This is a genomic window from Idiomarina sp. UBA3176 (genome assembly GCF_002364295.1).
GTDB classification, from domain to species: domain Bacteria; phylum Pseudomonadota; class Gammaproteobacteria; order Enterobacterales; family Alteromonadaceae; genus Idiomarina; species Idiomarina loihiensis.
This window is the reverse complement of record NZ_DEXU01000007.1, coordinates 59,169-81,630: the sequence shown is the minus strand read 5'-3', so window position 1 is coordinate 81,630 and position 22,462 is coordinate 59,169. Positions and strand designations below refer to the sequence as shown.

General features: G+C 47.9%; 17 protein-coding genes. 3 read left to right on the top strand and 14 right to left on the bottom strand.

Going from position 1 to position 22,462, the window contains the following annotated elements:
* Nucleotides 1–34: 34 nt before the first annotated feature.
* From B2U97_RS03510 to acs, 6 genes are read right to left on the bottom strand one after another with little or no spacing between them, the layout of a single operon-like run.
* Nucleotides 35–823: a type III pantothenate kinase gene (locus tag B2U97_RS03510; RefSeq protein WP_272990294.1), complete on the bottom strand. Its 789-nt coding sequence runs from the start codon at nucleotides 821–823 to the stop codon at nucleotides 35–37.
* On the bottom strand, nucleotides 810–1,805 hold the full coding sequence (gene birA / locus B2U97_RS03505; protein ID WP_286823024.1) for a bifunctional biotin--[acetyl-CoA-carboxylase] ligase/biotin operon repressor BirA: 996 nt from the start codon (nucleotides 1,803–1,805) through the stop codon (nucleotides 810–812). Before birA ends, B2U97_RS03510 begins: the two co-directional genes overlap by 14 nt.
* Complete coding sequence (murB, locus tag B2U97_RS03500) at nucleotides 1,802–2,803, bottom strand: UDP-N-acetylmuramate dehydrogenase (RefSeq protein ID WP_011235232.1); 1,002 nt, start codon at nucleotides 2,801–2,803, stop codon at nucleotides 1,802–1,804. Before murB ends, birA begins: the two co-directional genes overlap by 4 nt.
* Nucleotides 2,800–6,273, bottom strand: coding sequence for a PAS domain-containing hybrid sensor histidine kinase/response regulator (locus tag B2U97_RS03495; RefSeq protein ID WP_286830241.1), 3,474 nt, complete (start codon nucleotides 6,271–6,273; stop codon nucleotides 2,800–2,802). The genes murB and B2U97_RS03495 overlap by 4 nt, the downstream gene beginning before the upstream one ends.
* Nucleotides 6,270–6,902 (bottom strand): response regulator transcription factor, encoded by a 633-nt coding sequence (locus B2U97_RS03490; RefSeq protein WP_011235234.1) that lies wholly within the window; start codon nucleotides 6,900–6,902, stop codon nucleotides 6,270–6,272. Before B2U97_RS03490 ends, B2U97_RS03495 begins: the two co-directional genes overlap by 4 nt.
* Before the next feature lie 21 nt (nucleotides 6,903–6,923).
* A complete protein-coding gene (gene acs, locus B2U97_RS03485) occupies nucleotides 6,924–8,864 on the bottom strand; it encodes an acetate--CoA ligase (RefSeq protein ID WP_011235235.1) in 1,941 nt (646 codons plus the stop codon).
* Nucleotides 8,865–9,046: 182 nt separating this feature from the next.
* On the opposite strand from acs, the gene B2U97_RS03480 reads away from it, so the two are divergent.
* A complete protein-coding gene (locus B2U97_RS03480) occupies nucleotides 9,047–10,246 on the top strand; it encodes a DcaP family trimeric outer membrane transporter (RefSeq protein WP_286823026.1) in 1,200 nt (399 codons plus the stop codon).
* A 59-nt stretch (nucleotides 10,247–10,305) separates the two neighbouring features.
* On the opposite strand, the gene B2U97_RS03475 is transcribed toward B2U97_RS03480, so the two are convergent.
* From B2U97_RS03475 to xseA, 4 genes are all read right to left on the bottom strand, one after another.
* Entirely contained in the window at nucleotides 10,306–11,817 is a 1,512-nt protein-coding gene (locus tag B2U97_RS03475) for an exopolyphosphatase (protein WP_273024768.1), read from the bottom strand.
* Nucleotides 11,792–13,882 carry a polyphosphate kinase 1 gene (gene ppk1 / locus B2U97_RS03470; RefSeq protein ID WP_286823027.1) on the bottom strand — a complete coding sequence of 697 codons (2,091 nt, stop codon included), beginning with the start codon at nucleotides 13,880–13,882 and terminating at the stop codon, nucleotides 11,792–11,794. The genes B2U97_RS03475 and ppk1 overlap by 26 nt, the downstream gene beginning before the upstream one ends.
* Before the next feature lie 124 nt (nucleotides 13,883–14,006).
* The gene (locus B2U97_RS03465) at nucleotides 14,007–15,314 is read right to left on the bottom strand and encodes an alkaline phosphatase (protein WP_011235239.1); all 1,308 of its coding nucleotides are present in this window, start codon (nucleotides 15,312–15,314) and stop codon (nucleotides 14,007–14,009) included.
* Between the two features lie 75 nt (nucleotides 15,315–15,389).
* Nucleotides 15,390–16,700 carry an exodeoxyribonuclease VII large subunit gene (xseA, locus tag B2U97_RS03460; RefSeq protein ID WP_011235240.1) on the bottom strand — a complete coding sequence of 437 codons (1,311 nt, stop codon included), beginning with the start codon at nucleotides 16,698–16,700 and terminating at the stop codon, nucleotides 15,390–15,392.
* 151 nt (nucleotides 16,701–16,851) lie between these two features.
* On the opposite strand from xseA, the gene B2U97_RS03455 reads away from it, so the two are divergent.
* The gene (locus tag B2U97_RS03455; RefSeq protein ID WP_011235241.1) at nucleotides 16,852–17,760 is read left to right on the top strand and encodes an alpha/beta fold hydrolase; all 909 of its coding nucleotides are present in this window, start codon (nucleotides 16,852–16,854) and stop codon (nucleotides 17,758–17,760) included.
* Nucleotides 17,757–19,025 (top strand): O-acetylhomoserine aminocarboxypropyltransferase/cysteine synthase family protein, encoded by a 1,269-nt coding sequence (locus B2U97_RS03450; protein WP_011235242.1) that lies wholly within the window; start codon nucleotides 17,757–17,759, stop codon nucleotides 19,023–19,025. The genes B2U97_RS03455 and B2U97_RS03450 overlap by 4 nt, the downstream gene beginning before the upstream one ends.
* 54 nt (nucleotides 19,026–19,079) lie before the next feature.
* On the opposite strand, the gene B2U97_RS03445 is transcribed toward B2U97_RS03450, so the two are convergent.
* The 4 genes from B2U97_RS03445 to gspL form a co-directional block, all read right to left on the bottom strand.
* On the bottom strand, nucleotides 19,080–19,898 hold the full coding sequence (locus B2U97_RS03445; RefSeq protein WP_011235243.1) for a mechanosensitive ion channel domain-containing protein: 819 nt from the start codon (nucleotides 19,896–19,898) through the stop codon (nucleotides 19,080–19,082).
* An 83-nt stretch (nucleotides 19,899–19,981) separates the two neighbouring features.
* Nucleotides 19,982–20,728: a type II secretion system protein N gene (locus B2U97_RS03440; RefSeq protein WP_011235244.1), complete on the bottom strand. Its 747-nt coding sequence runs from the start codon at nucleotides 20,726–20,728 to the stop codon at nucleotides 19,982–19,984.
* On the bottom strand, nucleotides 20,725–21,243 hold the full coding sequence (locus tag B2U97_RS03435) for a type II secretion system protein M (RefSeq protein ID WP_273024778.1): 519 nt from the start codon (nucleotides 21,241–21,243) through the stop codon (nucleotides 20,725–20,727). Before B2U97_RS03435 ends, B2U97_RS03440 begins: the two co-directional genes overlap by 4 nt.
* Entirely contained in the window at nucleotides 21,240–22,460 is a 1,221-nt protein-coding gene (gene gspL, locus B2U97_RS03430) for a type II secretion system protein GspL (RefSeq protein ID WP_286823031.1), read from the bottom strand. Before gspL ends, B2U97_RS03435 begins: the two co-directional genes overlap by 4 nt.
* Between the last annotated feature and the right edge of the window lie 2 nt (nucleotides 22,461–22,462).

The following is a 22,462-nucleotide window of genomic DNA, read 5'->3' as shown; positions in this document are numbered from 1 at the left end:
GTTGCCTGTGGTCTCTCTGAATATACCTAAAAGCTTAACTGTTTAGGTTATCGGCACAGAGTCGCAAACCCTTAAACAACAAATCGTCATAACGACAGAATTCAACCGACAAGGTTCGCATCAAATGCTCACCGTCACCACCGGTGACCACCACATCAAAAGGCTGGTCAGAAAAATAGCGGCCGGACAACTGAATCGCTTGTGCAATAGCACCGGTTAAAGCTGCTTCAGCCCCTTGGGTAATACCGTCAAAAGTATCCAAGCCGGCAGCTAAACCATCACGCTCAATATCATTTACCGTAATGCCCTTTAAATTAGCCGTACCCTGACCCAGGGCATTTAGCATTAACTGTCGTCCGGGAACAATCCAGCCGCCAAGATGACGGCCATCAGCCATCAGCCAGTCAATGGTTAGTGCAGTACCCGCATCGACAATCAGTGCGTTCTGTTTCACTTGCTCATGACAACCGAGTAAGGCCATCCAGCGATCCGAGCCGAGGCGCTCAGGTTCTTTAGTGTAACCATTAGTAACCCCTGCTTGCTGTGCTCTGGTTTTTTGCCAGAAAACTTTTATACCCAGTTCCGCCAGCGAGCTATTTAACGTATCCATAACCTGAACAGCGGCCACACTGCAACCAATGGCCTGTTGCTCGCGTTCTAGCTGACGGCCGCTAATAACCTCAAGAAGCAAATCTTTTAGCGGCTGACTTAAATCGTTTAGCCAGCTTTGATGAGGAATAGCTCCCAGAATCTCTATTTTATCGGTGTCAGCATCCCACCATGCAAACTTGCTGCGGGTATTGCCCGCATCAATTAGTAGCATCTTGCGCCCTCAATGAAACTTCACCACCAAAATAACGACGTACGCCCTGCTCATCTTCTACCAGTAACGCACCATTTTCGTCGATTCCACGACAGGTTCCTAAACAAACTCTCTGCCCCATAATGAGCTTCACCGGCTTGTCCAAAAAGCAGTCGTAGCGGCGCCAGCTTTGCTGAAACGCAGCCAGCCCGTGTTGCTCGTATTGCTGTAAAGCCGACAGTACAGAGGCACGTACCTGCGCCGCAATATGATTACGCGACATTGGCTGCGGCAATTCGGAGTTCAGATCCGTCCAGGCCTGATCAATGCTCGCACCAACATGCTCTGGCATGGTTAAATTAATGCCAATGCCAATAATGCTGTGCGCAGCGCCTTCCGGCGAGGTTTCAAGATCGACCAGTATTCCGGTCACTTTCTTCCCGCCAATATAAACATCGTTAGGCCATTTTACGCTAACGCCTTCAATACCCAGGTCGGTAAAACATTCCGCTAAGGCGACCCCAGCCGCAAGGCTTAACCCCATGGCGCCATGAATACCTTCATCCAAAGGCCAATACACACTAAAGTAAAGGTTATTGCCAAAGGGCGAAATCCATTTTTTTCCACGACGCCCACGTCCGGCGGTCTGAGCTTCGGCGAAAATAGAAAAACCCGCTTCTAAAGGCCCTTCTTTGGCCAGTTCTTTAACCCGGTCATTGCTGGAATCAACCACCGACTTCACTTCAAACTCCGGCGACTGCCGCCACTTTTCCGGGCTTTCATTTTCAATAACCCTGGCCTGCAAAAGCTCAATCGGCCAGGCAAGCTTATAGCCTCGCCCGGTAACCGAAAACAGCTCCAACCCAAGCTCTTCTAGTTTATGAATGTGCTGGTTTACCGCTGCCCGAGATATAGCCAGAGACTCACCAATAGCCTGCCCGGAATGAAACTCACCATTAGCCAGTAAAGTAATTAACTGATCAAGACGTTCCGCCTGCTTCATTTCTCTACCGCCAACTGCACAAGGCCATGTTGGCCCACCAGACGAACTTCAGGTTCCAGCATAATGCCACTGGCATCCGCCACTTGTTTCATAATTTTCAGTGCCAGTTGCGTAATATCACTGCCCGTGGCCTGTGCTTTATTAATCAGTACCAATGCCTGATGCGGGTTAACAGCAGCATCGCCGACAAACGCAGACTTCAGACCTAAATGCTCAATAAGCCACCCAGCCGCCACTTTCACATGGTTATCGGCTACCGGGAAATAGACCATGTCCGGCCATTTCTGCAACAGCCCATCAAGCTGCGCTTTGTTAATAACCGGGTTTTTAAAAAAGCTGCCTGCATTGGGTATAACTTTTGGGTCCGGCAGTTTTTTCTGACGCACTTCCACAACCGTATCGAAAATTTTCTGGGCACTCACATGCCCCTGAAGTTGGTTCAACGGAGCATAGTGAGTAACCGGTTGCCAGTCTTTGGGCAAGCGAAACACCACCGAAGTTATCAACCAACGCCCAGGGTGTTGCTTGAATACACTGTCGCGATACGCGAACTGGCAGGCTTCTTTATTCATAGAAACCCAGCACTTTTCTTTAATATCCCAGGCGGTTACCTGCTCAATAAAGGTTGACACCTCGACACCATATGCCCCGACATTCTGTACCGGAGCAGCACCAACTGAGCCCGGAACTAGCGCTAAGTTCTCCAGCCCGTCGATACTTCTTGCGCGTAAGTCAGCAACAAAGTTATGCCAGTTCTCGCCTGCTGCGGCAGTAATTAAATACGAGCTTTCCTGTTCTTCAATACAGACACCCAGTAGCCGGTTGCAAATGACGGTTCCATAAAAGTCATCAACAAATAAGGTGTTACTGCCCTCACCAAGCAAATAATAAGGTTCTTCAAATGCTAACTGCTCAACGTCGTCGCTGCTTTTCAGTTCAATTAACGCACGGCATTGTGCCGGGAGTTTAAATGAGTGTCGCTCGGCAAGCTCTATCAACTTCTGGCTCCTCCCGCCTTTCGGGTACTAATGTATTTTAAAAATGCTTTTAATGCGGCAGGTTTAGCGGGTTTAGGTAAAAACTGCAGGCCGCTTTTGCGGGCCGCCTGCTTCACGGCATCGTCACGCATCGCTGTCACCAAAGCGGCCGGTATCTGTTGCTGCCAAATATCACGTAGTTCCTGCGCCAACTGCAAGCCGTCACCGTCACCTAACTGGTAATCTAACAACAGTCCGTGCGGCGCTTTGTTCTGGCTGTGAGCCTTAGCATAGGCTAAAGCTTTGCTATAACGATTAAATGTCAGGGCTTCGCACCCCCACTTATTCAGCAGCGCACTCAACGCACTTAAATTTTCATTGTCGTCATCGACCACAATAAGCTGTAAAGGATCAGATAAAGCATCTTCCAGTTGTTTTTTCGGTCGGCTGACAACCTGAGCAGCATTGCCTAACGGCACTCGTACCGAAAAACACGAGCCTTTACCTTCAACCGACTCAACCTGTACGTCACAGTTTAACTGCTCCCCCATACGTTGCGCGACACTTAATCCAAGGCCGACACCGTCTACAGTTTGGTTCTGTACTCGATAAAATGCATCAAACACTTTATTCTGCTGCTGAGCCGCAATACCTGGCCCGGTATCCCACACGGCTATCTGAAGCTCATCTCCGCGCTTGCGCACACCCAACAACACGCTGCCTCTTTGGGTGTATTTTATGGCATTAGATAAAAAGTTCTGCACAATTCGGCGCAAATACGTTGGGTCAGTGTACACCGGCCGGTCTTTATAAAATGCACGAAAATCCAGCTTCCGCTGCTCGGCCAGCACCGCATATTCTTCGACTAGCGGTTCCAGTAATGAGCTAAGCTGCACATGCCGGAACTGCGGTTTTAAAGCCCCCTGATCCATTTTTGCTATCGACAATAAGGTAGAGAGTAAATGCTCAGTTGACCCAAGCGCAGTATCCAGCTTGCCAACTAACGACAAGTTACGCTCCGAAAGTTCTTTTTCCTGAATAGCCGAAAGGTATAAACGCGCCGCATTAAGAGGCTGTAAAATATCATGGCTGGCCAGCGCCAGAAAACGCGTTTTAGAAGCATTGGCCGCTTCCGCTTCGGCCTTGGCTTTTTTCAGCTCATCCTCAACTTGTCGGCGCCTGTCTATTTCTGCTGTCAGCTCCTGGTTTATCTCGCGTATTTCCTGGGTCCGAACGTCAACCCGCTGTTCCAGATCAATATTGGCATCTTCCAGTGCCTGCTGGGTTTCAACGTGCGACGTAATGTCGGTAAAGCTGGTAACGAAGCCGCCGGTCGGCAAAGGGTTACCTACCATTTCTATCACCCGGCCATCGGCACGCCGACGAATAAAACGGTGTGGCGACCCCAACTGCATATAACGCAAACGCTTATTAACCAATCCGTCAACGTCACCAGGACCACATTCACCGCGCTCTGCGTTATAGCGAATAAGGGTCGCTATGGGCTGTCCGGGTTTCACCATGCCCTCAGGGTACTGGAATAAATCCATATAGCGTTTATTCCAGGCCACCAGCCTCAGCTCCGCATCGACAACACTAATACCCTGAGCCAGATTCTCCAGTGAGCTAAACAGAATGGATTGCTGGGTTTGCAGAGCTTGCGTTGTATCGTCAAAGAAGTGAACAACTTCTTCTAAATTCAGCTGCTTATCACGCAGTGCCGCATCGACAAGAGAGCGCGCTGTGGCAGAGCCAAGTACACCAGCTATCGCTCTTTCCACAAAACTGATAAAGGTTTTTTCAGCCACACCTTCCAGCGGAAGCTCAGTGCTTTCCGGACGCTGATAATACTGCATTAACTGCTGAGCCCGTTCCGCCCCTAAAAAGGTCCTTAACAGCAACAACATATCGGCATTGGTAGCACTGTCGTTTTTGTTGAAATGCAAATCGGGTAAAGCGGCTCGGGGTTTAACAAAAGCCGTTGCCTGAATACGATCAACCAGACGTGGTTTTGCCAACAATGAAAATACAATGAACCCGAAGCAATTTAAGGCTAAAGAAACCACAGTACCGCGGGTTATTATTTCCACATCGGTTAGCTGTAAGTCGGTATAAAGGGGTATTAATACCGCTAAAACCCAACCGACGGAACCTGCAGCCAACCCGGCGTAAACACCCCGTGCATGTCCTTTACGCCAGTAAAGTGCGGCAAGCAATGCCGGCAACAACTGCAACACCAGCGAGAAAGCCAACAAACCAATACTGACTAAGTTAGTCCGGGCTGCCCAGAAGTAATAACACAAGAACGACAGCACCATAGTAACGGCAATAGCCACACGCCGAATTAATAGTAAGGCCCGGTCGTATTCACGACGCCGATGTTTTAGCGGCAAGCGCGACTCGCGCTGCAGCAAAATGGGCATGATAACGTCGTTAGTTATCATGGTGCTTAAGGTTACGGACGCGATAATCACCATGGCTGTTGCTGCGGATATACCACCAATAAAAATAACCAGTGATAACCAAAGCTGGTCTTTGAGTAACGGCAGTTGCAGCGCAAACGTTGAACCGTCGGTGGTTGCTGACAAATAGAAAGTTCCTGCAATAGCAATGGGGACAATTGCGGCAGCGGTCAGCGCCAGATACAGAGGAAAGCCCCAACGAGCCGTGCGTAAATGCCGGACATCAACATTGTCCACTACCGCCACATGAAACTGTCTGGGTAAACACAAAATTGCCCCGGCCGCCATTAGGGTTTGTACAATGAACTCAAACTCGCCAAAGGCTGCAAATGACCACTGAGGTTTCGTTGCGTCACTGAATGAACTGAATAAGTCCGATTGCGCGTCTCCCTGAATCAGGAACCAGGCAAAAACACCAGCTGCCAGCAATGCAACCAGTTTGATCATCGACTCAACAGCAATAGCCAGTATCATGCCACTGCGATATTCAGTGACTTCGACGTGGCGGGTACCAAACAACATAGCAAAAATTGCCATTAGCGCAGCAGCACCCAGTTCTTTTATCGAAAACTGTGCCATCACTCCAGAGCTTTCAGTCAGAACCGCAAAGCTAATGCCCACAGCTTTTAACTGAAGCGCAATGTAAGGAATAATAGCAACGGCAGCAATGGCGGTAACAGCCACGGCAAGCCGGCGGCGTTTACCAAAGCGGGAAGAAATAAAGTCGGCTATTGAAGTAATATTTTGTTGTTTACTAACCGAAACCAGCTTTTCCAGAATTCGGATACCAAACAAGAACAGCAAAATTGGCCCGAGCAAAATAGGAAAGAACGCCCAACCGTCAACTGCTGCATTACCCACAGCGCCGTAATACGTCCAGGACGTGCAGTAGATGGCCAGCGACATAGAGTAGACAACTGGCTTGTGACTGATTTTATTCGCCCACGAGCCTAAACGGTCGCCCCAGGTGGCAACTGCGAAGAGGAAAATCACATAAGCCAGCGAGGCAAATATCAGTAACCAGGTCATAATTGCAGACGTTCAGCCACCAAAACTGCCTGGGTACGACTGTACACTCCCAGTTTGCGGAAAATTGCCGTAATGTGTGCTTTGACTGTTGCTTCAGTAATGCCCAGTTGATAGGCAATTTGTTTGTTCAGCAAGCCTTCATGAAGAAAGTGCAAAACCCGGTACTGCTGCGGGGTAAGCTCCGAAACCTTTTGTGCAAGCTGCTGATCTTCGTCCGAAATCACATCGAGACGTTCTCTGTTTTCTTTCGGAACCCAGGTGTCGCCCTGCAGGATGGTATCTATTGCTTCGGCTATTTCTGCAGAGGGTAATGATTTTGGAATAAAGCCCAAAGCCCCAAAGCCAATGCACTTGGCCACAATCGAGGAATCCTCACTACCGGAGATGATGGCAACAGGAAGCAGCGGATAGTCTTCTCTGACACGAATAAGACCATACAAGTCACCACTGCCGGGCATGTGTAAGTCCAGCAGCAATAAATCGACATCGTCGTCGTTATTCAGTGCAGTCAGAGTTGAGTCTAAGTCTTCAGCTTCGCGTAAGGTCAGCTCAGAAAAGTGATTCGCGAGAGCGCCCTGCAGCGCCTCGCGAAACAATGGGTGGTCATCTGCGATTAAAAATTTCGCCATGAGATTCCAGATTAAGTGACATTATTTATTCATTCGATTCTCTATCAAAGAATCTACCACACTTGGATCGGCAAGCGTAGAGGTGTCACCAAGGTTTTCGTACTCATTAGCGGCAATTTTACGCAGAATACGACGCATAATTTTACCGGAGCGGGTTTTTGGTAAGCCTGTAGTCCAGTGAATTAAGTCTGGAGTTGCAATTGGGCTAAGTTCAGAGCGAACCCAGTTACGAACTTCTTTAGTCAGCTCATCAGTAACTTCAACACCTTCAACCGGCGTGACATAAACGTAGATGCCCTGACCTTTTAAGTCGTGCGGATATCCGACAACAGCTGCTTCGGCTACCGCTTTATGCGAAACCAGAGCACTTTCAATTTCAGCGGTACCCAGGCGATGGCCGGAAACGTTCAGTACATCGTCCATACGACCGGTTATCCAGTAATAGCCATCGGCATCGCGGCGTGCGCCGTCGCCACTAAAGTACATACCTTTAAAGGTAGAGAAGTAGGTTTGCTCAAAGCGCTCATGGTCACCCCATAATGTGCGCATTTGACCCGGCCAGGAGTCTTTAATAACCAACCCGCCTTCGGCTTCACCTTCCTGAATGTTGCCTTCGCTATCAACCAGCGCGGGCTGAATACCGAAGAAAGGACGAGTTGCAGAACCCGGCTTCAAATCCGTGGCGCCCGGCAGCGGAGTAATCAAAATACCGCCGTTCTCGGTCTGCCACCAAGTATCCATAATTGGGCACTTACCGTTACCAATAGCGCGGTGATACCACTCCCAGGCTTCAGGGTTAATCGGCTCGCCCACGCTGCCCAAAATACGCAAGCTTTCGCGGGTTGAGGTTTTGGCCGCTTCGTCGCCTTTAGCCATTAACGCGCGAATAGCGGTTGGCGCCGTATAAAGAATATTCACTTTGTGTTTATCGACAATTTCGCCAATACGACCAACACCGGGATAAGTAGGCACACCTTCAAACATCAGGGTCGTTGCGCCGTTTGCTAATGGTCCGTAAACAATATAAGAATGGCCTGTAATCCAGCCAACGTCCGCTGCACACCAATAGACTTCGTCTTCATGATAATCAAAAACATACTCGTGGGTCATGGATGCGTACACCATATAACCACCGGTGGTGTGCACAACCCCTTTAGGTTTTCCGGTTGAACCCGAGGTATAAAGAATGAATAGCGGATCTTCGGCATTCATCACTTCTGCCTGACACTCGTCGCTGACGTTGCCAACCAGCTCGTGCCACCAAACATCACGACCCTCAGTCCAGTCAACATCACCCTCTGTTACACGGCACACAATGCTGTGCTCCAGCGTTGGACAAGCATCGTCAGCAATGGCTTTATCAACATTAGCTTTCAAACCAATGGTGCCGCCACCACGACGACCTTCATCAGCGGTAATAATGGCTTTTGCCTGACAGTCGTTAATACGGTCAGCAATGGCGTTCGGAGAAAAGCCACCGAAGATAACCGAGTGAACCGCACCAATGCGCGCACAAGCCAACATGGCATAAGCCGCTTCCGGCACCATTGGCATGTAAATAGCAACGCGGTCACCTTTGCTTATACCTAGTTTTTTCAGGCCATTAGCAAAACGGGATACCTCTTTATGTAGCTCGCGGTAGGTGATGTGTTTGTCTACACTAGGGTCGTCGCCTTCCCAGATAATCGCGGTTTTATCGGCTTTATCAGCAAGGTGACGGTCGACACAGTTGTAACAGGCGTTTAGAGTGCCGTCTTCGTACCACTTAACACTGACTTTACCCGGTTCGAAACTGGTATTTTTAACTTTGGTGTAAGGTGTGAACCAAGTAATTCGCTGTCCGTGTTCACTCCAGAAACCTTCAGGATCGTCTACTGACTGTTGGTAAAGTTTCTTATAACCGTCATTATCGATTTTGGCTTTAGCTTTGATATGTTCAGGAACTGAATACAGTTGCGACATTACCTCTTCCTCCTTATTCGCAAGATGGTATCTGTTGTACGTTTTAAAGGGCTTAAACACTATTAGACCATAGTCTAGATTGATAAAAATTGACCAGTTAACGAGAATTAACAGCGTTTATCTTTGGCATAACAATAAAATGCACGATCAAAACGAACACTTGGCTTACAGGGGAGAACACCATGGCTAAAGCAAGTATCGCAAAGAAATTCACCGTATCAGCAGCAAGCGCTGCCGTACTCGGTGTTATGAGCTTAGGAGCTCAGGCAAACGAAACTGACATCGATTTTGGTGGTTTTGTTAAACTGGACATGATGGTATCGGACTACACCGATGGTCAGGCACCTTCAAGCGGCAGTATCGCTCGGCAACAGTATATTCCAAGCCTCACCCCTGTGGGTGGTGAAGGCGACGACATGGTCACCGATTTTCACGCACGTCAGTCGCGTTTTTTCCTTACCACCGACACTGAGTTAGATAATGGTGAAACGCTGACCGGCCATATCGAAATGGATTTTATGTTGACCCCTGACGGTGACCAACGTATTTCAAACTCTTATAATCCGCGTCTACGTCACGCATTTTTAAAATATGGGAAATGGACTTTTGGTCAAACCTGGTCTAACTTTCAGGACCTAAACATTCTGGCTGAATCCGTCGACTTTATCGGCATCACCGATGGCATTATCTTCGTTCGTCAGGCGCAGATTCGTTACACCTCAGGCGGTTTTAGCGCTTCTATCGAGAACCCTGAAACAACGGTTACAGAAACCAGAACCGGCGGCGTTGCGGCTCCGGGCGGGCGTATTGTTTCCAGCGATGGCTTTGTTCCGGATGTAACCTTTAAATACACAGGTAAGACAGACAACTTAACCTGGCAGGCATCAGCACTTTTACGCCAGCTGGCTTACGATGTTCCGCAAACCGGCGATGATGAAACAACTTTTGGTTATGGTGTTAGCCTTGGCGCTAAATACACCTTCGGCATGGACGACATTCGTGCGTCAATCACCACCGGTTCTGGCTTAGGCCGCTACTTAGGTCTTAACACCTGGAATGGCGCCTACATTGACAGCAATGGTGAACTTGAAGCCATTGATTCAACGGGTGTTTCGTTTGCTTACCGTCACTTCTGGACTGAGAAATTACGTTCTAACGTGGTTTACTCGCGTGGCTGGGCAGATAACGATGAAGAGTTATTAGCATCTGTCAACCCAGCGACTTACACTGAATACACGCAACGTCTGGCATTTAACCTGATGTATTCACCAGCGTCTAACCTGACTTTTGGTGCTGAAATTTCACAAGCGAACCGTGAAACTGAAGCCAATGTCGACGGTGACTTAAACCGTTTACAGCTGATGGCTATGTATAAGTTTTAATCAATAAAATAAATACGGGCGCACAAAGAAATGTATTTTATTTTGTGCGCCTGCTGTTTTCAGCAGACTAGCAGTTCATAACCTAATTTCTGCATAACGTTGGCCTCGGACTCAAGTTGCATAGTAAGCACTGAATCCTCTTTAGCAGAGCCTTTCAGCTGCAGTTTCAACGCCCCGTCTTCAATAACAGCCTTATCCAATGAGCTCGAGTTTTGTCTATCGCTGTTTAAAATAACGCCCAGACGCATAATTATCAGCATTTTAATAAGCTGATTCTGGCTAAACAAAATCAAGTCAGGAAATTCTGCGGTTTGTATTTTTTTACGAAAGTACCGGACAATGGTCGATAGAAAACGCTGCTCTTCGGCATTAAACCCTGGCATATAAGCGTGAGCTAAAATATAGCCAGAGTGCTTTTGGACACCACTGGCACTAATACTAAGTCCCACCTCGTGTAACTTAGCTGCCCCCTCTAGTAACACTTCCAAATCTTGTCCGGTGAGTCCCCAGTTTTCAGCTACACTCCCCCAAATTTGCTGAACCGTAGATAACACCCGCTGAGCTTGAGCAGAATCAACCGAGTAGCGTTGCGCTAAACTGTTAATAGTGCGCTCACGTACGTCCTGGTGCAGCAAGACTTCACCTGCCAGTTCATACAACACGCCCTCTCTTAACGCGGAGTCGTGAGGAACCAGACGTTCAATTCCCAGTTCTTCGAAAATACCCAACAGCACCGCAACACCACCGGCAATAGACTCTCTGCGCTCGGGCGAAACCCATTCTTTATTCAGTTTTTTTAACGACTCAGCAGCAATAAGGTCTGTTCGGCAACCCTGAAGCTGGGAATAGTTTATGCCCAAAGGTTGCTCACCATCGCGTTTTACAATCCACTGATAAATAGCCTTAATGGTTCCCGACGTACCGAAAACACTTTCTACCTGGTGCTCCGCCAAATAGTTAGCTATTGGCTCAACATGCTGACGAGCGGATACAACCGCCTTATCAAAGCGTTTGGGGGTAATTTTCCCTGATGAAAAAAACTCTTTTGAAAAAGCCAGGCTTCCAATACTGCGGGAGCTTAAGAACTTCGGTTGGCGATTTTTTCCAATAGCGAATTCAGTACTGCCCCCGCCAATATCAATAACCAGCTGAGAGCCGGTAGATTCGGAACTGGTTTCCGCTACGCCACGAAAAATTAACCGGGCTTCTTCCCTGCCTGAAATGATTTCGATAGGAAAAGGTAACACTTTGGCGGCTTCAGCCAGAAATCGCTTACGATTCTTAGCTTTTCGCAAGGTGTGTGTAGCTACAACTTTCACGGTATCGCGATGGAAACCTTCCAGCCGAACAGCGCATTGCCGGAGTGCTTCAACACCACGGTAAAGCGCAGCATCACTCAGGTGCCGGTTAGAGAGGCCTTCTCCCAGTTGTACGGGTTGCTTGAATTTGAAAATGGGCTGAAGCTGACCTTCCACTAAACGCGCAATAATTAAATGAAAGCTATTGGAGCCAATATCCAAAGCAGCAAATTGCTTCGGGTCATTATTAGAGGTCTTTTTGTTGGCTTTCATAATCTCTCTTACGTCGCTTAAGATATCGGTGAATAGCGACTTGTGAAGGCACCAGCGAACGGCCTTTAGGAGGAGCCAGTCGATCCGACTCAAAACAGTATTTGTTCTGTTGTTCCGCATCAATAAAGCGTGACTTGGCTTTATCCTGCCACTGCAAGTTCATAATTTTCAAAATATCAGTTTTCACCTCATCATCATAGATGGGTGCGGCAACTTCCACACGATGATCTAAGTTACGTGTCATTAAGTCGGCCGAAGCAATAAAGACTTCTTTCTTGCCGGCGTGCTCAAAAACGTACACCCGGGCATGCTCCAGATAGCGGTCAACAATACTACGAATTTCAATGTTCTCGCTGAGATTTTCGATTCCAGGGCGCAAAGAACACATGCCTCGCACTATGCCTCTAATTTTAACACCGGCGCGCGACGCTCTATAAAGTTGCACAATCAGGCTTTCGTCTTCTAAGTTATTCACTTTAAAAAACAGCTCTGCGGGTTTACCGGCTTTAGCCTGATCAATCTCGAACTCGATAAGATCATTTATTCTCTGGCGCATATTTACCGGCGCCACCATTAAATGGCGGAACTTATGTGCCCGATAGGGTTGCTCAAGGTAGTGAAATACCGATTCAACATCGTTACAAATATCCGGCTGACAGGTAAATAAACTAAAATCGGTATAAATTTGTGCCGTTCCCTCGTGAAAGTTCCCGGTTCCAATCACCGCATAACGCCGGTCAAGGTTACCTTCATTGCGATGAATCAGCACCAGCTTTGAGTGCACTTTAAGCCCATGAATGCCAAAACTAACCCGGACACCTGAGTCGGTTAATTCCTTTGCCCATTCAATGTTGGCTTCTTCATCGAACCGAGCCTGAAGCTCAACCATAACGGTCACATGCTTACCGTTTTGCACAGCATCCATCAAGGAACGTATTACCCGTGAATTGGGCGCCACCCGATAAATACACATTGAGATTCGGGTCACTTTAGGGTCATAAGCAGCCTGCCGGACAAATTCCGTAAAATGCGAAAATCGATGGTACGGGTAATACAACGCTATATCGCTTTTCTGAATAGCATCAAACACATTATCAAAGTGCGAGAACTTTGGATGAAACAACGCAGGCAGAACTTTGTGCGTCAGTGATTTTTTGCCTAAGTGCGGGAACTTAGCGAAATCCCGTGTGTTACGATAACGGCCACCAGCGACAAAGGAATCGAACTGAGTTAGCTGCAGCTTTTCACTCAAAAAAGAGAGCATTTCTTCCGGCATTGCACGGTCATAAACTAAACGCACAGGATCAGCCTTCACCCTTTGCTTTAAGCCTTCTTCCATACGTTCAAGCAAGCTTTGTTCAATATCATCTGAAGGACGATATTCCGCGTCCCGGGTGGTTTTAAATGAAAAAGCCCGCAGTTGTTTGAATGGAATAATTCCCTTAAACAGCACTTCTAAATTTAACTGCATAATGTCGTCTAAAAAGAGGAGCTTATGTTTCTTACTGTGCCCCTTAGCAGGCAACTTAATAAAGCGATCCATCTGATCAGAAGGCACTTCCAGCAGCGCATACTGTTTGTCATCAGAGTTTATAATTTCAACACAAAGGTAGGTTTCATCTTCACGGATAATATTAGAAAGGTTCCCTTTACCATTGACCCATATAGGCACAATAAAACGCTGTACTTTTTCCGTGAAAAAACGCTTCAGCCTTTGCTTTTCTTCCTCGTTCAGCTGGTCAATGCTTAGTAGTGAAATACCATTTTTTCTTAAGGTTTCTAAGACTTCTTCCAGTACTTCATCAAAGCGTTTTTGCAGCAACACAACTTTTTTTTGCAACTGTGCCATCAACTGCTCATATTGTTCACGCTCTTCTGTCCCCTGGCTAAAGAAAATACGGCGCTTTACGTCAGCCACGCGCACCTGAAAAAACTCATCCATATTACTGGAAAAAATTCCGAGAAAGCGAATTCGTTCAATTGCCGGAACCGTGCTGTCAGCAGCTTCTTGCAACACTCGTTCGTTAAAGGAAAGCCAGCTTAGTTCTTTATTAAAAAATTTCATAGCGTAGACATGGCAACAGATACATCATGCCACTAGCCTAGCGTACTCGGACTGTATTTTTATGACAGTAATATGACAGTCGCGTTATAAAACGCGACTGTCGGAGGGAACTTACAAAGAGGGATTATTTAACGACTTTTATTAGCTGCTTGCCAATATCAGTATTGTCCATATAGCCACCGAAGTTCTCGCTATACGGGCCGTCGGCGAAGACAGGAACATCAACGCCGGTGTGTCCGCTGGTTGTCCAGCCAGTGCCGGTAATATCGCCCGTTATATAGACCAATGCCTGATGCAGAGCCTCCTGCTGCTCTTCACCTTCTTTTTCAGCAGCAATAGCAAGTTCATCAAGATACTCCTGAGTCAGCTCAAAGTTAACTTTGTCAGCTACATACTCCGCCCAGCTATCCGTATCCATGGTCAGCATTTCCTTACTCATGGACGCAATAGAGCTTTTAATTTTCATAACACGGTCAGAATGCCAGGCATACTCGCCGTCACGCCCTAGTGTCAGACCGCCAGTTGAGTGATCAGCCGTCATAACAATTAAGGTATTGGGGTTGTTTTCGCGGTATTCACTCACCACTTTCAAGGCGCGGTTTAGCCCGTCCATTTCGTGTACGGCACAAGCAATGTCGTTAGCATGACCACACCAGTCAATTTCGCTGCCTTCAATCATTAAAGCAAACGGCTGCTGCTTTTTATCCAATAAGCGCAAAGCGGTACGTGTCATATTGGCCAACGCATCAACATCGCCATCAATAGCAAACGGCAGACCTTTTTCTGCAAAAAGCCCCATTACAGGCGTAGAGTCAACCGAGTTTAGCTTTTGCATATCGGTTACTACCTGCATGCCATGCTCTGGCAATACATCCAGCCAGTTTTTGTCGTCACGGTTAAAATAGCTTTGTCCGCCACCTAGCATGACGTCAAAAGACGGCTTACCTTCAACCACCTGAGTCGCAATTTTGTCGGCTATTTGATTATATTCGTAGCGCGACGGGTGATGAGTGAAAAACGATGCCGGTGTTGCATGATTAACTTGTGATGTCGATACCGAACCCGTTGACCAGCCATTTTCACGAGCCAGTTCCATGATACTCTGCAGCGGATATTTATCTGAATCGACCGCAATAGCGCCATTGTAACTTTTAACGCCTGTAGCCAGAGCGGTTGCACCCGCAGCTGAGTCAGTAACCCAGGTATTATCATCAGGATAGGTTGTTGCGGCGCCTTTCAGCATGGCATCAAACTCAGTTTCAGCAATCGTTTTGCTGTCTAAATCAGACATGGCATAACGGTACGCGCTAATATATTCAAATCCCATACCGTCACCAATAATATAAATAATATTGGGTTTCTGTTCTTCTGCCTGCACCATTGTAGATGCCAACGCCAGTCCAATACCGGCTGCCAATGCTTTGAGTTTCATACCACGACTCCTTTGTGAATAACCTAGTCAGTATAACAAAGCGCGAATGTCAGGAATATGACAATAGCCGCAGAATCATTGCCGTTTAGCGGTAATATTACCGTCAGCCAGACGAACTTCTATTGATTCACCCACAGTCACTTGCTTCTCGCTACGAACCACATCACCCTTTTCTGTACGGACAATAGCGTAGCCCCTTTCCAGAGTATTCAAAGGACTGACAAGGTTCAGAGCCTGCATCAACTGTTGCTGCTGAGTTCGCTTGTCTTTTAAAACTCGTTGCATAACCTGCGGTAATCGTTGCTGCTGCGTCTGAAGTTTTTGCTGCAAACGCTGTAACTCTTTTTGCGGATGCATTGCCTGCAGGCGCCCATGTAAATATGACACTTGCTGCTTCTGCCGCGCCAGCCGGTTCTGCAAAGCCCGGTTAGCTCGGGCTTGCAGTTCATCGGCTAATTGCGACTGTTGTTGCAATTGTCGTTGCGGGTGCTGCTGTTGCAGCCGGGTTTGTAAAAATTGCCAACGTTGCTGTAAACGCTGCAGCAATCTTTGCTGCGCCAGCCCTAAGCGCTGTTGCAGTGCCTGCGCTTTTTGCTGTTGTTGTTGTTGATCTCTGGTAACTAACTCAGCGGCTGCGGAAGGTGTAGGAGCGCGGACATCGGCAACAAAGTCGGCAATAGTGAAATCAATCTCATGACCTACAGCGCTAATGGTTGGCATGGGCGCGGTTGCCAAAAGACGCGCAAAAGTCTCATCGTTAAAACACCACAAGTCTTCCAGAGAGCCACCGCCACGGCTGACTAACAGTACATCCACTTCATTACGTTCAAATGCCGTTTTTAGCATAGCCTGCAACTGCGGAACCGCTGCCTCTCCCTGTACCGCGCTCGGATAAATAATCACTTCGACGCCGGGGTCGCGGCGTTTCATCACCGCCAGAATGTCTTTGATAGCAGCGCCGGTGGGTGAGGTCAGCACGCCGACTTTGCGAATATGGTCGGGTAGTAAGCGCTTGCGTTCTGCCGCAAATAACCCTTCGGCTGACAATTTCTCTTTTAGCTGTTCATAACGCTGCTGTAAAAGCCCCTGACCAGCGTCTTCAACCTGCTCAATAATCAGTTGGTAGTCGCCCCGCGGTTCATAAACCGTGACTTTGGCTCTTACCAGTACCTGCATACCATTTTGCGGCCGAACCTTTGCACGCTGATTCGCATTGCGGAACATAGCGCAGCGAACCTGAGCCCGCTCGTCTTTTAAAGTGAAATACCAGTGTCCTGAACCCGGCGCTGCAAAATTTGAGATTTCTCCAACCAGGCTTATTTGACCAAAGCCTTGCTCTAACAGTTGTCGAATCTCAGTATTTAACTGTCTGACCGAATACACCATGGGCATCACTCTTATTTTGAAATGAAAGATAAATCATACCATATTCCGCTCGCACTCAAATACGCCCAGCCAATTTGGACGTCTAAATGTCTTGACGTCCTGATATCTATTTATTACAGTCAAAACCTCACTCAGAATATTGAGGTTAACTATGGTTCAGCCAGTTGCCCGCAGTTTTTATGCAAACACTCCGTTCGCACGTCTTAAAGGTTATCGCTATGGCGATCCTGATAAACCGGTCGTTGTTGTTCAGGGCGGGATCAGTGCCAGTGGCCAAATCTGGAAAGCTGATGAAAGTGGCTGGTGGCAGTCGCTGCATCCGCTCTTTTCAGAGCTGACTGATGTGCAAGTCATCAGCTTCGATTACCCCGGCGGCATAGGAGGATCAGAGTGTCCGTCGGTGCCTTTAACGGTGCAGCAACACAGTGAAGCCATACGACACGCACTTAAACAGGAAACCGACAACTTACAGGCATGGATCGGGGGGTCTTTCGGTGGCGTTCTGGGACTTCAGTATGCCGCTGACCACCCAACTGAGTTGCCACGTTTAAGTGCTATTGGCGCCGCTCATAAGCCGTCAGTACATTCAGCGTTACTGCGCTACTTTCAGCAAGCGCTCATTCAACGATGCGATGATAAACAGTCAGGCATTATTCTGGCGCGGGCGCTGGCCATGCTGAGTTATCGCACCGCGGAAGAATTCGAACAACGTTTTAATCATGCGGACGATGCCTTTGAATACTTACTGTATCAGGGCGAAAAACTGTTGAAGCAAAACGGCAATGGCTGCCGCAGCTTATTTACGCACCTTACGCCAATACTCAATGATTACAGTATTAATCCAACCCGCGTGCAGGCAAAAGTGCAGCTAGTCGACTTTAACAACGACGCTATTGCCCCGCCCAGCCTGGTGAATGAACTGGAAAGCTTACTTCCCAACCCATTTGGCCGGGTCACTATTGAAACGCCGTTCGGCCACGACGGGTTTATCAAGAATGTTGAACAGTACCAATCGGCTTTAACGCATTTTTTAACTGAATCTGAACTGGAGTCCGTATGAAAGACGAAACATTGGCCATCCACCACGGCTATGAAACTGACCCAACGACTAAGTCAGTAGCTACTCCCATTTACCAAACCGTTTCCTACGAGTTTGATAACGCACAGCATGGCGCTGACCTGTTTGACCTGGCAGTTGAAGGGAATATTTATACCCGCATTATGAACCCGACCAACGATGTTCTGGAAAAACGTGTCGCAGAACTTGAACATGGTGTCGCCGCACTTGCCGTAGCCTCAGGCATGGCAGCCATTGAGTACGCATTAATTACGCTTGCCCGTCAGGGCGATAACATAGTGACGACACCACAACTCTACGGCGGAACCTACACACTATTCCAGCATATGTTGCCTTCATTTGGCATTGAAGTCCGTTTTGCCGAATCGGATAAAGCGGAAGACATAGGCAAACTTATAGACGGTAAAACTAAAGCCGTATTCTGTGAAAGTATTGGCAACCCGGCGGGAAACATCGCCGATTTAGAAGGCTATGCTGAGGTCGCTCACCAGCATGGAGTTCCACTGGTCGTGGACAACACGGTTGCTACACCGATACTTTGCAAACCCATTGATTTTGGCGCTGACATTGTGGTGCATTCACTAACCAAATACATTGGGGGTCATGGCAATTCAGTTGGCGGATTAATAGTCGATAGCGGAGGGTTTGACTGGGTTAAACAAAAACAACGCTTTCCTCAGTTTAGCTCACCGGAGCCAGCTTATCACGGCGTAGTCTATACCGACGCTTTTGGTCCGGCGGCTTTCATAGCCCGCGTTCGTACTGTCGCTTTGCGTAATACCGGTGCTTGCTTGTCACCCTTTAACGCCTTCCTGTTACTGCAGGGTTTGGAGACTTTACCTTTGCGTATTGAGCGCCACTGCGAAAACGCGCTGAAAGTGGCTGAATACTTACAGTCGCACCCAAGCGTAGACTGGGTAAACTTTGCAGCGCTGCCAGAGCACACTAACTACGAGCGAGCGAAAAAGTATATTAAAAATGGGGTTCCTGCGTCGCTGTTAACTTTTGGCGTTAAAGGCGGCTACGATGCTGGCGTTGAGTTTTACGATAAGCTGAAACTGTTTAAACGCCTGGTCAACATTGGTGACGCAAAGTCACTGGCCTGCCACCCGGCCTCCACAACTCACCGGCAGTTGTCTGCTGGCGAACAGGCCGCGGTTGGCGTAAAACCAGAAGCTATTCGTTTATGTGTTGGCATTGAAAATGCGGAAGATATTATTGCCGATATCTCTCAGGCACTCGCTTGAGCACCCACAAAAAAGGCCACTGTTGAAGTGGCCTTTTGTCAGAACAACAATACGTTAGTCGTCTTTTTTCAGGTGAACGTCCATTTGGGGAAAGGGAATACCAATGCCCTCCTCATCCAGACGGTCTTTAATTCGCTCTAGTAAATCCCAGCGGGTCGGCCAGTAGTCCTCATTTTTCGTCCACGGGCGAACATTAAAGTCGACCGACGAATCGCCAAGGTTGGTCACCGTAACAACAGGTTCAGGATCTTTTAATACCCGCTCATCGCTGGTAATCACATCCATCAGTGCTTTCTTCGTCTGCTGTAGATTCGCACTGTAACTTACACCAATAACCAGGTCGATACGGCGCAATTCTTCTCGGTTATAGTTAACAATAGGGCCACCGATAATTTCAGAGTTAGGCACAAAAACCACCTTACGGTCAGGGGTTTTCATAATGGTCTGAAAGATATTAATTTGCTCAACGGTTCCTGAAACACCACCAGCATCAACATATTCACCCGCACGAATTGGACGGAACATAATAAGCAGAACGCCCGATGCGATATTAGACAGGGAGCCCTGCAACGCCAGACCAATTGCCAGACCTGCGGCACCTAGTATGGCAATGAAGGAAGTAGTTTCAACGCCCACATGCGACAGTGCCATCATGATAGCGGCAATGAATATCACCGTTTTTAAAATTGCACCGACAAAGCTGATAACAGCACCGTCGACCTGACGCTTTTTCATGCCTTTGGTCATTACACCTGTCACGGTGTTAGCGACGATTTTACCGACAATTAGTATCGCAATAGCGATGACAAATTTAATCGAGAAACCTATCAGCATGTCCTGATTATCATTAATCCACTGGACGATGTTATCCATACAAATTATTCCTTATTCCGCAGAGACTTTAATTAGTGACTTATTATTACAGTAATCATAAACGTTTATGCCCGCAAGTGGGATCACAAGCGAAATGAGTAACGTCCGCGCGAATCCGGCGTTCCCATGTATTCCATCATTTTAGCCAGCCCTTCAGGTGTTTCCAGATTCGGCTTCACTGTGCCTTCAGCATTGAAACTCTGGCTGTTAATGCTGCCCTGAAAGTCTAACCCTAAACTGTTATTACCATTCATGGCTAAGCCCACCGAGTTATCGTCGTTACAGCTAAGTTCTACCGGAAAATCTCCCAGCGACTGCCATTGATTATTAACCAACACCCGAATCTGCTCGCCCCGGGCCTGACCTTTCAACTCGTCGCACCAACGTACCGGGCCGGGCGCAGTAACGACAAAACTGTCTAAGGACAAACGCCAGTTACCTCCGGTTTTTAAAGGCAAGCGGGTGTTTGCCAACTGCAGCAGAGCATTAACATCACCACTGGCTGTTATATTTTTGGCTCCAACTTTGGTGGACCCTGCCAGTAAGCGTCCATTCAGCGCAAACGGGTTACTTTTGGCAGGCAAGTTAACATCCATGACCAACTCTCCCAGAAATACAGAAGACACCTGCCAGTTCCAGCTAAGATTATTCAGTACGATATCGTCAACTGCGACCTGCCCGGCAACGCCATTCCATAAGCTTCCGCTGACCTGAGAGAGCCTGATGTTATCCGGTAAAGGAAACCAGTAAATAACCCTTGCCGGTAACATCACCAGCATGGCAACCAGATACACGACCACTAACCAGGGTATCCAGCGTTTTAAGTTCATGAAGCCTCACTTACTAATAGTTTACGTAAACGCACCTGTCCGGGCGTATTTAATTTCGCAATATCAACAGCTTTTAGTGATAACCCCTGGCGTTGCTCCAGTTCGGCTAAAAAGCTTAATAAATCAGAAAAAGCCACCTCATCAACACTTAACAGATACTCCTGCCCCTGAGGCTGCAAACGCGCAATTTGAATATCCTGCGCAGCTGCAGCACGGTTGATACGTTGACTGACAGAGCCTGATGCACTTTGTTGTTCAGAGCTGCTCTCTTCCAGTTTTTTATAGCGCGCTATTGCCTGCTGAACCCATTGGTATTGCTGCTGTTGAGCTGCAAGCTGACGCTCTGCATTGGCTACTGCCTGGGAGCTGGGCTGCCAAATGACAAAGTACAGAAAAGCAATAAACAGTACGCCTGCCAAAACAGCTAACAAGCTCTGCTCGCGTTGGTTAAACTGGCTCCAGCGCTGCTTGCCTAAATCCAGATAAGGCGTTAACTGACGAGTAAATCTGTTCATGACTGCGCTCCCTGAGCATCGAGCTGCACGGTTAAAGAACCCGAAACTTGTTCACCACGGTTACTCATTGAACCCGCTTCAACAGTTAGCCCTTCGGCTTTCGCCGCCTGTTGAAAAGCCTCAAATTGAGAAAAGCTACTGGCAGTTGCCTGTAAGCGCAATTCATTATTCTGAAAGCGCAGTAACTCAAGCTGCAGTTCAGGCTGCGACTTAAACGCCGGAGCCAGTTGCTGCAAAACCGCAAGCACTGAAGCTTCATCCGCACTGCCTAGTCCAAGGCTTTCCAGTTGTCGTTGCAACTGTACTTTTAAATTCACAATACGAGTCTGACCCGGAAAGGCATCACGATAAAGTTGCTCAGCCTGAGCTTTTAAAGCGCCCCGCTGAGACTCCAGTTGCCAATAGCGTACGCCGTTTAACAACACGGCCAAAACAAAGAGTACACTCGCAGCAGTAGCCAGCCCCTTCCAGGGTAAATCAACTGAACGTTTTGCCCGTTGTGAGCGATAAGCCCCCTGCCTTAAGTTAATACGATTTCCTGTCGCGATACTTTGCACCGCGATAGTAAAAGGCACTTCAATATCAGCAGGGATTAAAGGTGCTGGCGATTGCGGCCAGTTTAGCGCGCCATAGTGAATAATTTCTGTTGGACTGTTCTGTTCAGCAGCAAAAGCTGGTGCTAACTGAGCAAACTGCTCTTTTTCTATGGTAAAGCCCTGCCACTCACCAGTTCTGACAATAACACTGTCGGCAAGCTCAATGGCCTGCCAGGTATCGTTCTGATGCGGCAACAAGAAGCAGTCGGGTACCCAGAAAGCAGAATCAATGCCGGCTTCGGTTAATACCTGCAGCCAATAATTCATTCGTTCTTTGGCGACTACAGCAACTGGCAATTCTGTGTTTTTTAGATCCGGCCAGGCAAAGTGCAGTTGCTCAATGTCTGTCGCCAGCTCTTCTTCCAGAGCATAAGGAATAATGCGCTGCAGATGCCTTTTTGTGCCTGCGGGCAAAGTCACTCTTGTCATCGAAACATCTTGCCCGGGCAAGGCCACAATGACTTCGCAACGGTTGGCCTTATCTTTTAACTGAACAAGCTCTGCTACCGAACTCAGCTCTCCACTGGCTATTAACTCTTGCTGCCCTTTATGCCAGACCAACCAGGGTATGGGTTCTTCGGTACCATAAGCCGGTAACCGCAGAATCAGTGTTTCATGCATAA

What these genes read in the sequence shown, in the direction of transcription:
- B2U97_RS03510 (WP_272990294.1), bottom strand. Translation starts at nt 823, where the DNA reads ATGCTACTAATTGATGCGGGCAATACCCGCAGCAAGTTTGCATGGTGG.
- birA (WP_286823024.1), bottom strand. Translation starts at nt 1,805, where the DNA reads ATGAAGCAGGCGGAACGTCTTGATCAGTTAATTACTTTACTGGCTAAT.
- B2U97_RS03495 (WP_286830241.1), bottom strand. Translation starts at nt 6,273, where the DNA reads ATGACCTGGTTACTGATATTTGCCTCGCTGGCTTATGTGATTTTCCTC.
- B2U97_RS03490 (WP_011235234.1), bottom strand. Translation starts at nt 6,902, where the DNA reads ATGGCGAAATTTTTAATCGCAGATGACCACCCATTGTTTCGCGAGGCG.
- acs (WP_011235235.1), bottom strand. Translation starts at nt 8,864, where the DNA reads ATGTCGCAACTGTATTCAGTTCCTGAACATATCAAAGCTAAAGCCAAA.
- B2U97_RS03480 (WP_286823026.1), top strand. Translation starts at nt 9,047, where the DNA reads ATGGCTAAAGCAAGTATCGCAAAGAAATTCACCGTATCAGCAGCAAGC.
- B2U97_RS03475 (WP_273024768.1), bottom strand. Translation starts at nt 11,817, where the DNA reads ATGAAAGCCAACAAAAAGACCTCTAATAATGACCCGAAGCAATTTGCT.
- ppk1 (WP_286823027.1), bottom strand. Translation starts at nt 13,882, where the DNA reads ATGAAATTTTTTAATAAAGAACTAAGCTGGCTTTCCTTTAACGAACGA.
- B2U97_RS03465 (WP_011235239.1), bottom strand. Translation starts at nt 15,314, where the DNA reads ATGAAACTCAAAGCATTGGCAGCCGGTATTGGACTGGCGTTGGCATCT.
- xseA (WP_011235240.1), bottom strand. Translation starts at nt 16,700, where the DNA reads ATGGTGTATTCGGTCAGACAGTTAAATACTGAGATTCGACAACTGTTA.
- B2U97_RS03455 (WP_011235241.1), top strand. Translation starts at nt 16,852, where the DNA reads ATGGTTCAGCCAGTTGCCCGCAGTTTTTATGCAAACACTCCGTTCGCA.
- B2U97_RS03450 (WP_011235242.1), top strand. Translation starts at nt 17,757, where the DNA reads ATGAAAGACGAAACATTGGCCATCCACCACGGCTATGAAACTGACCCA.
- B2U97_RS03445 (WP_011235243.1), bottom strand. Translation starts at nt 19,898, where the DNA reads ATGGATAACATCGTCCAGTGGATTAATGATAATCAGGACATGCTGATA.
- B2U97_RS03440 (WP_011235244.1), bottom strand. Translation starts at nt 20,728, where the DNA reads ATGAACTTAAAACGCTGGATACCCTGGTTAGTGGTCGTGTATCTGGTT.
- B2U97_RS03435 (WP_273024778.1), bottom strand. Translation starts at nt 21,243, where the DNA reads ATGAACAGATTTACTCGTCAGTTAACGCCTTATCTGGATTTAGGCAAG.
- gspL (WP_286823031.1), bottom strand. Translation starts at nt 22,460, where the DNA reads ATGCATGAAACACTGATTCTGCGGTTACCGGCTTATGGTACCGAAGAA.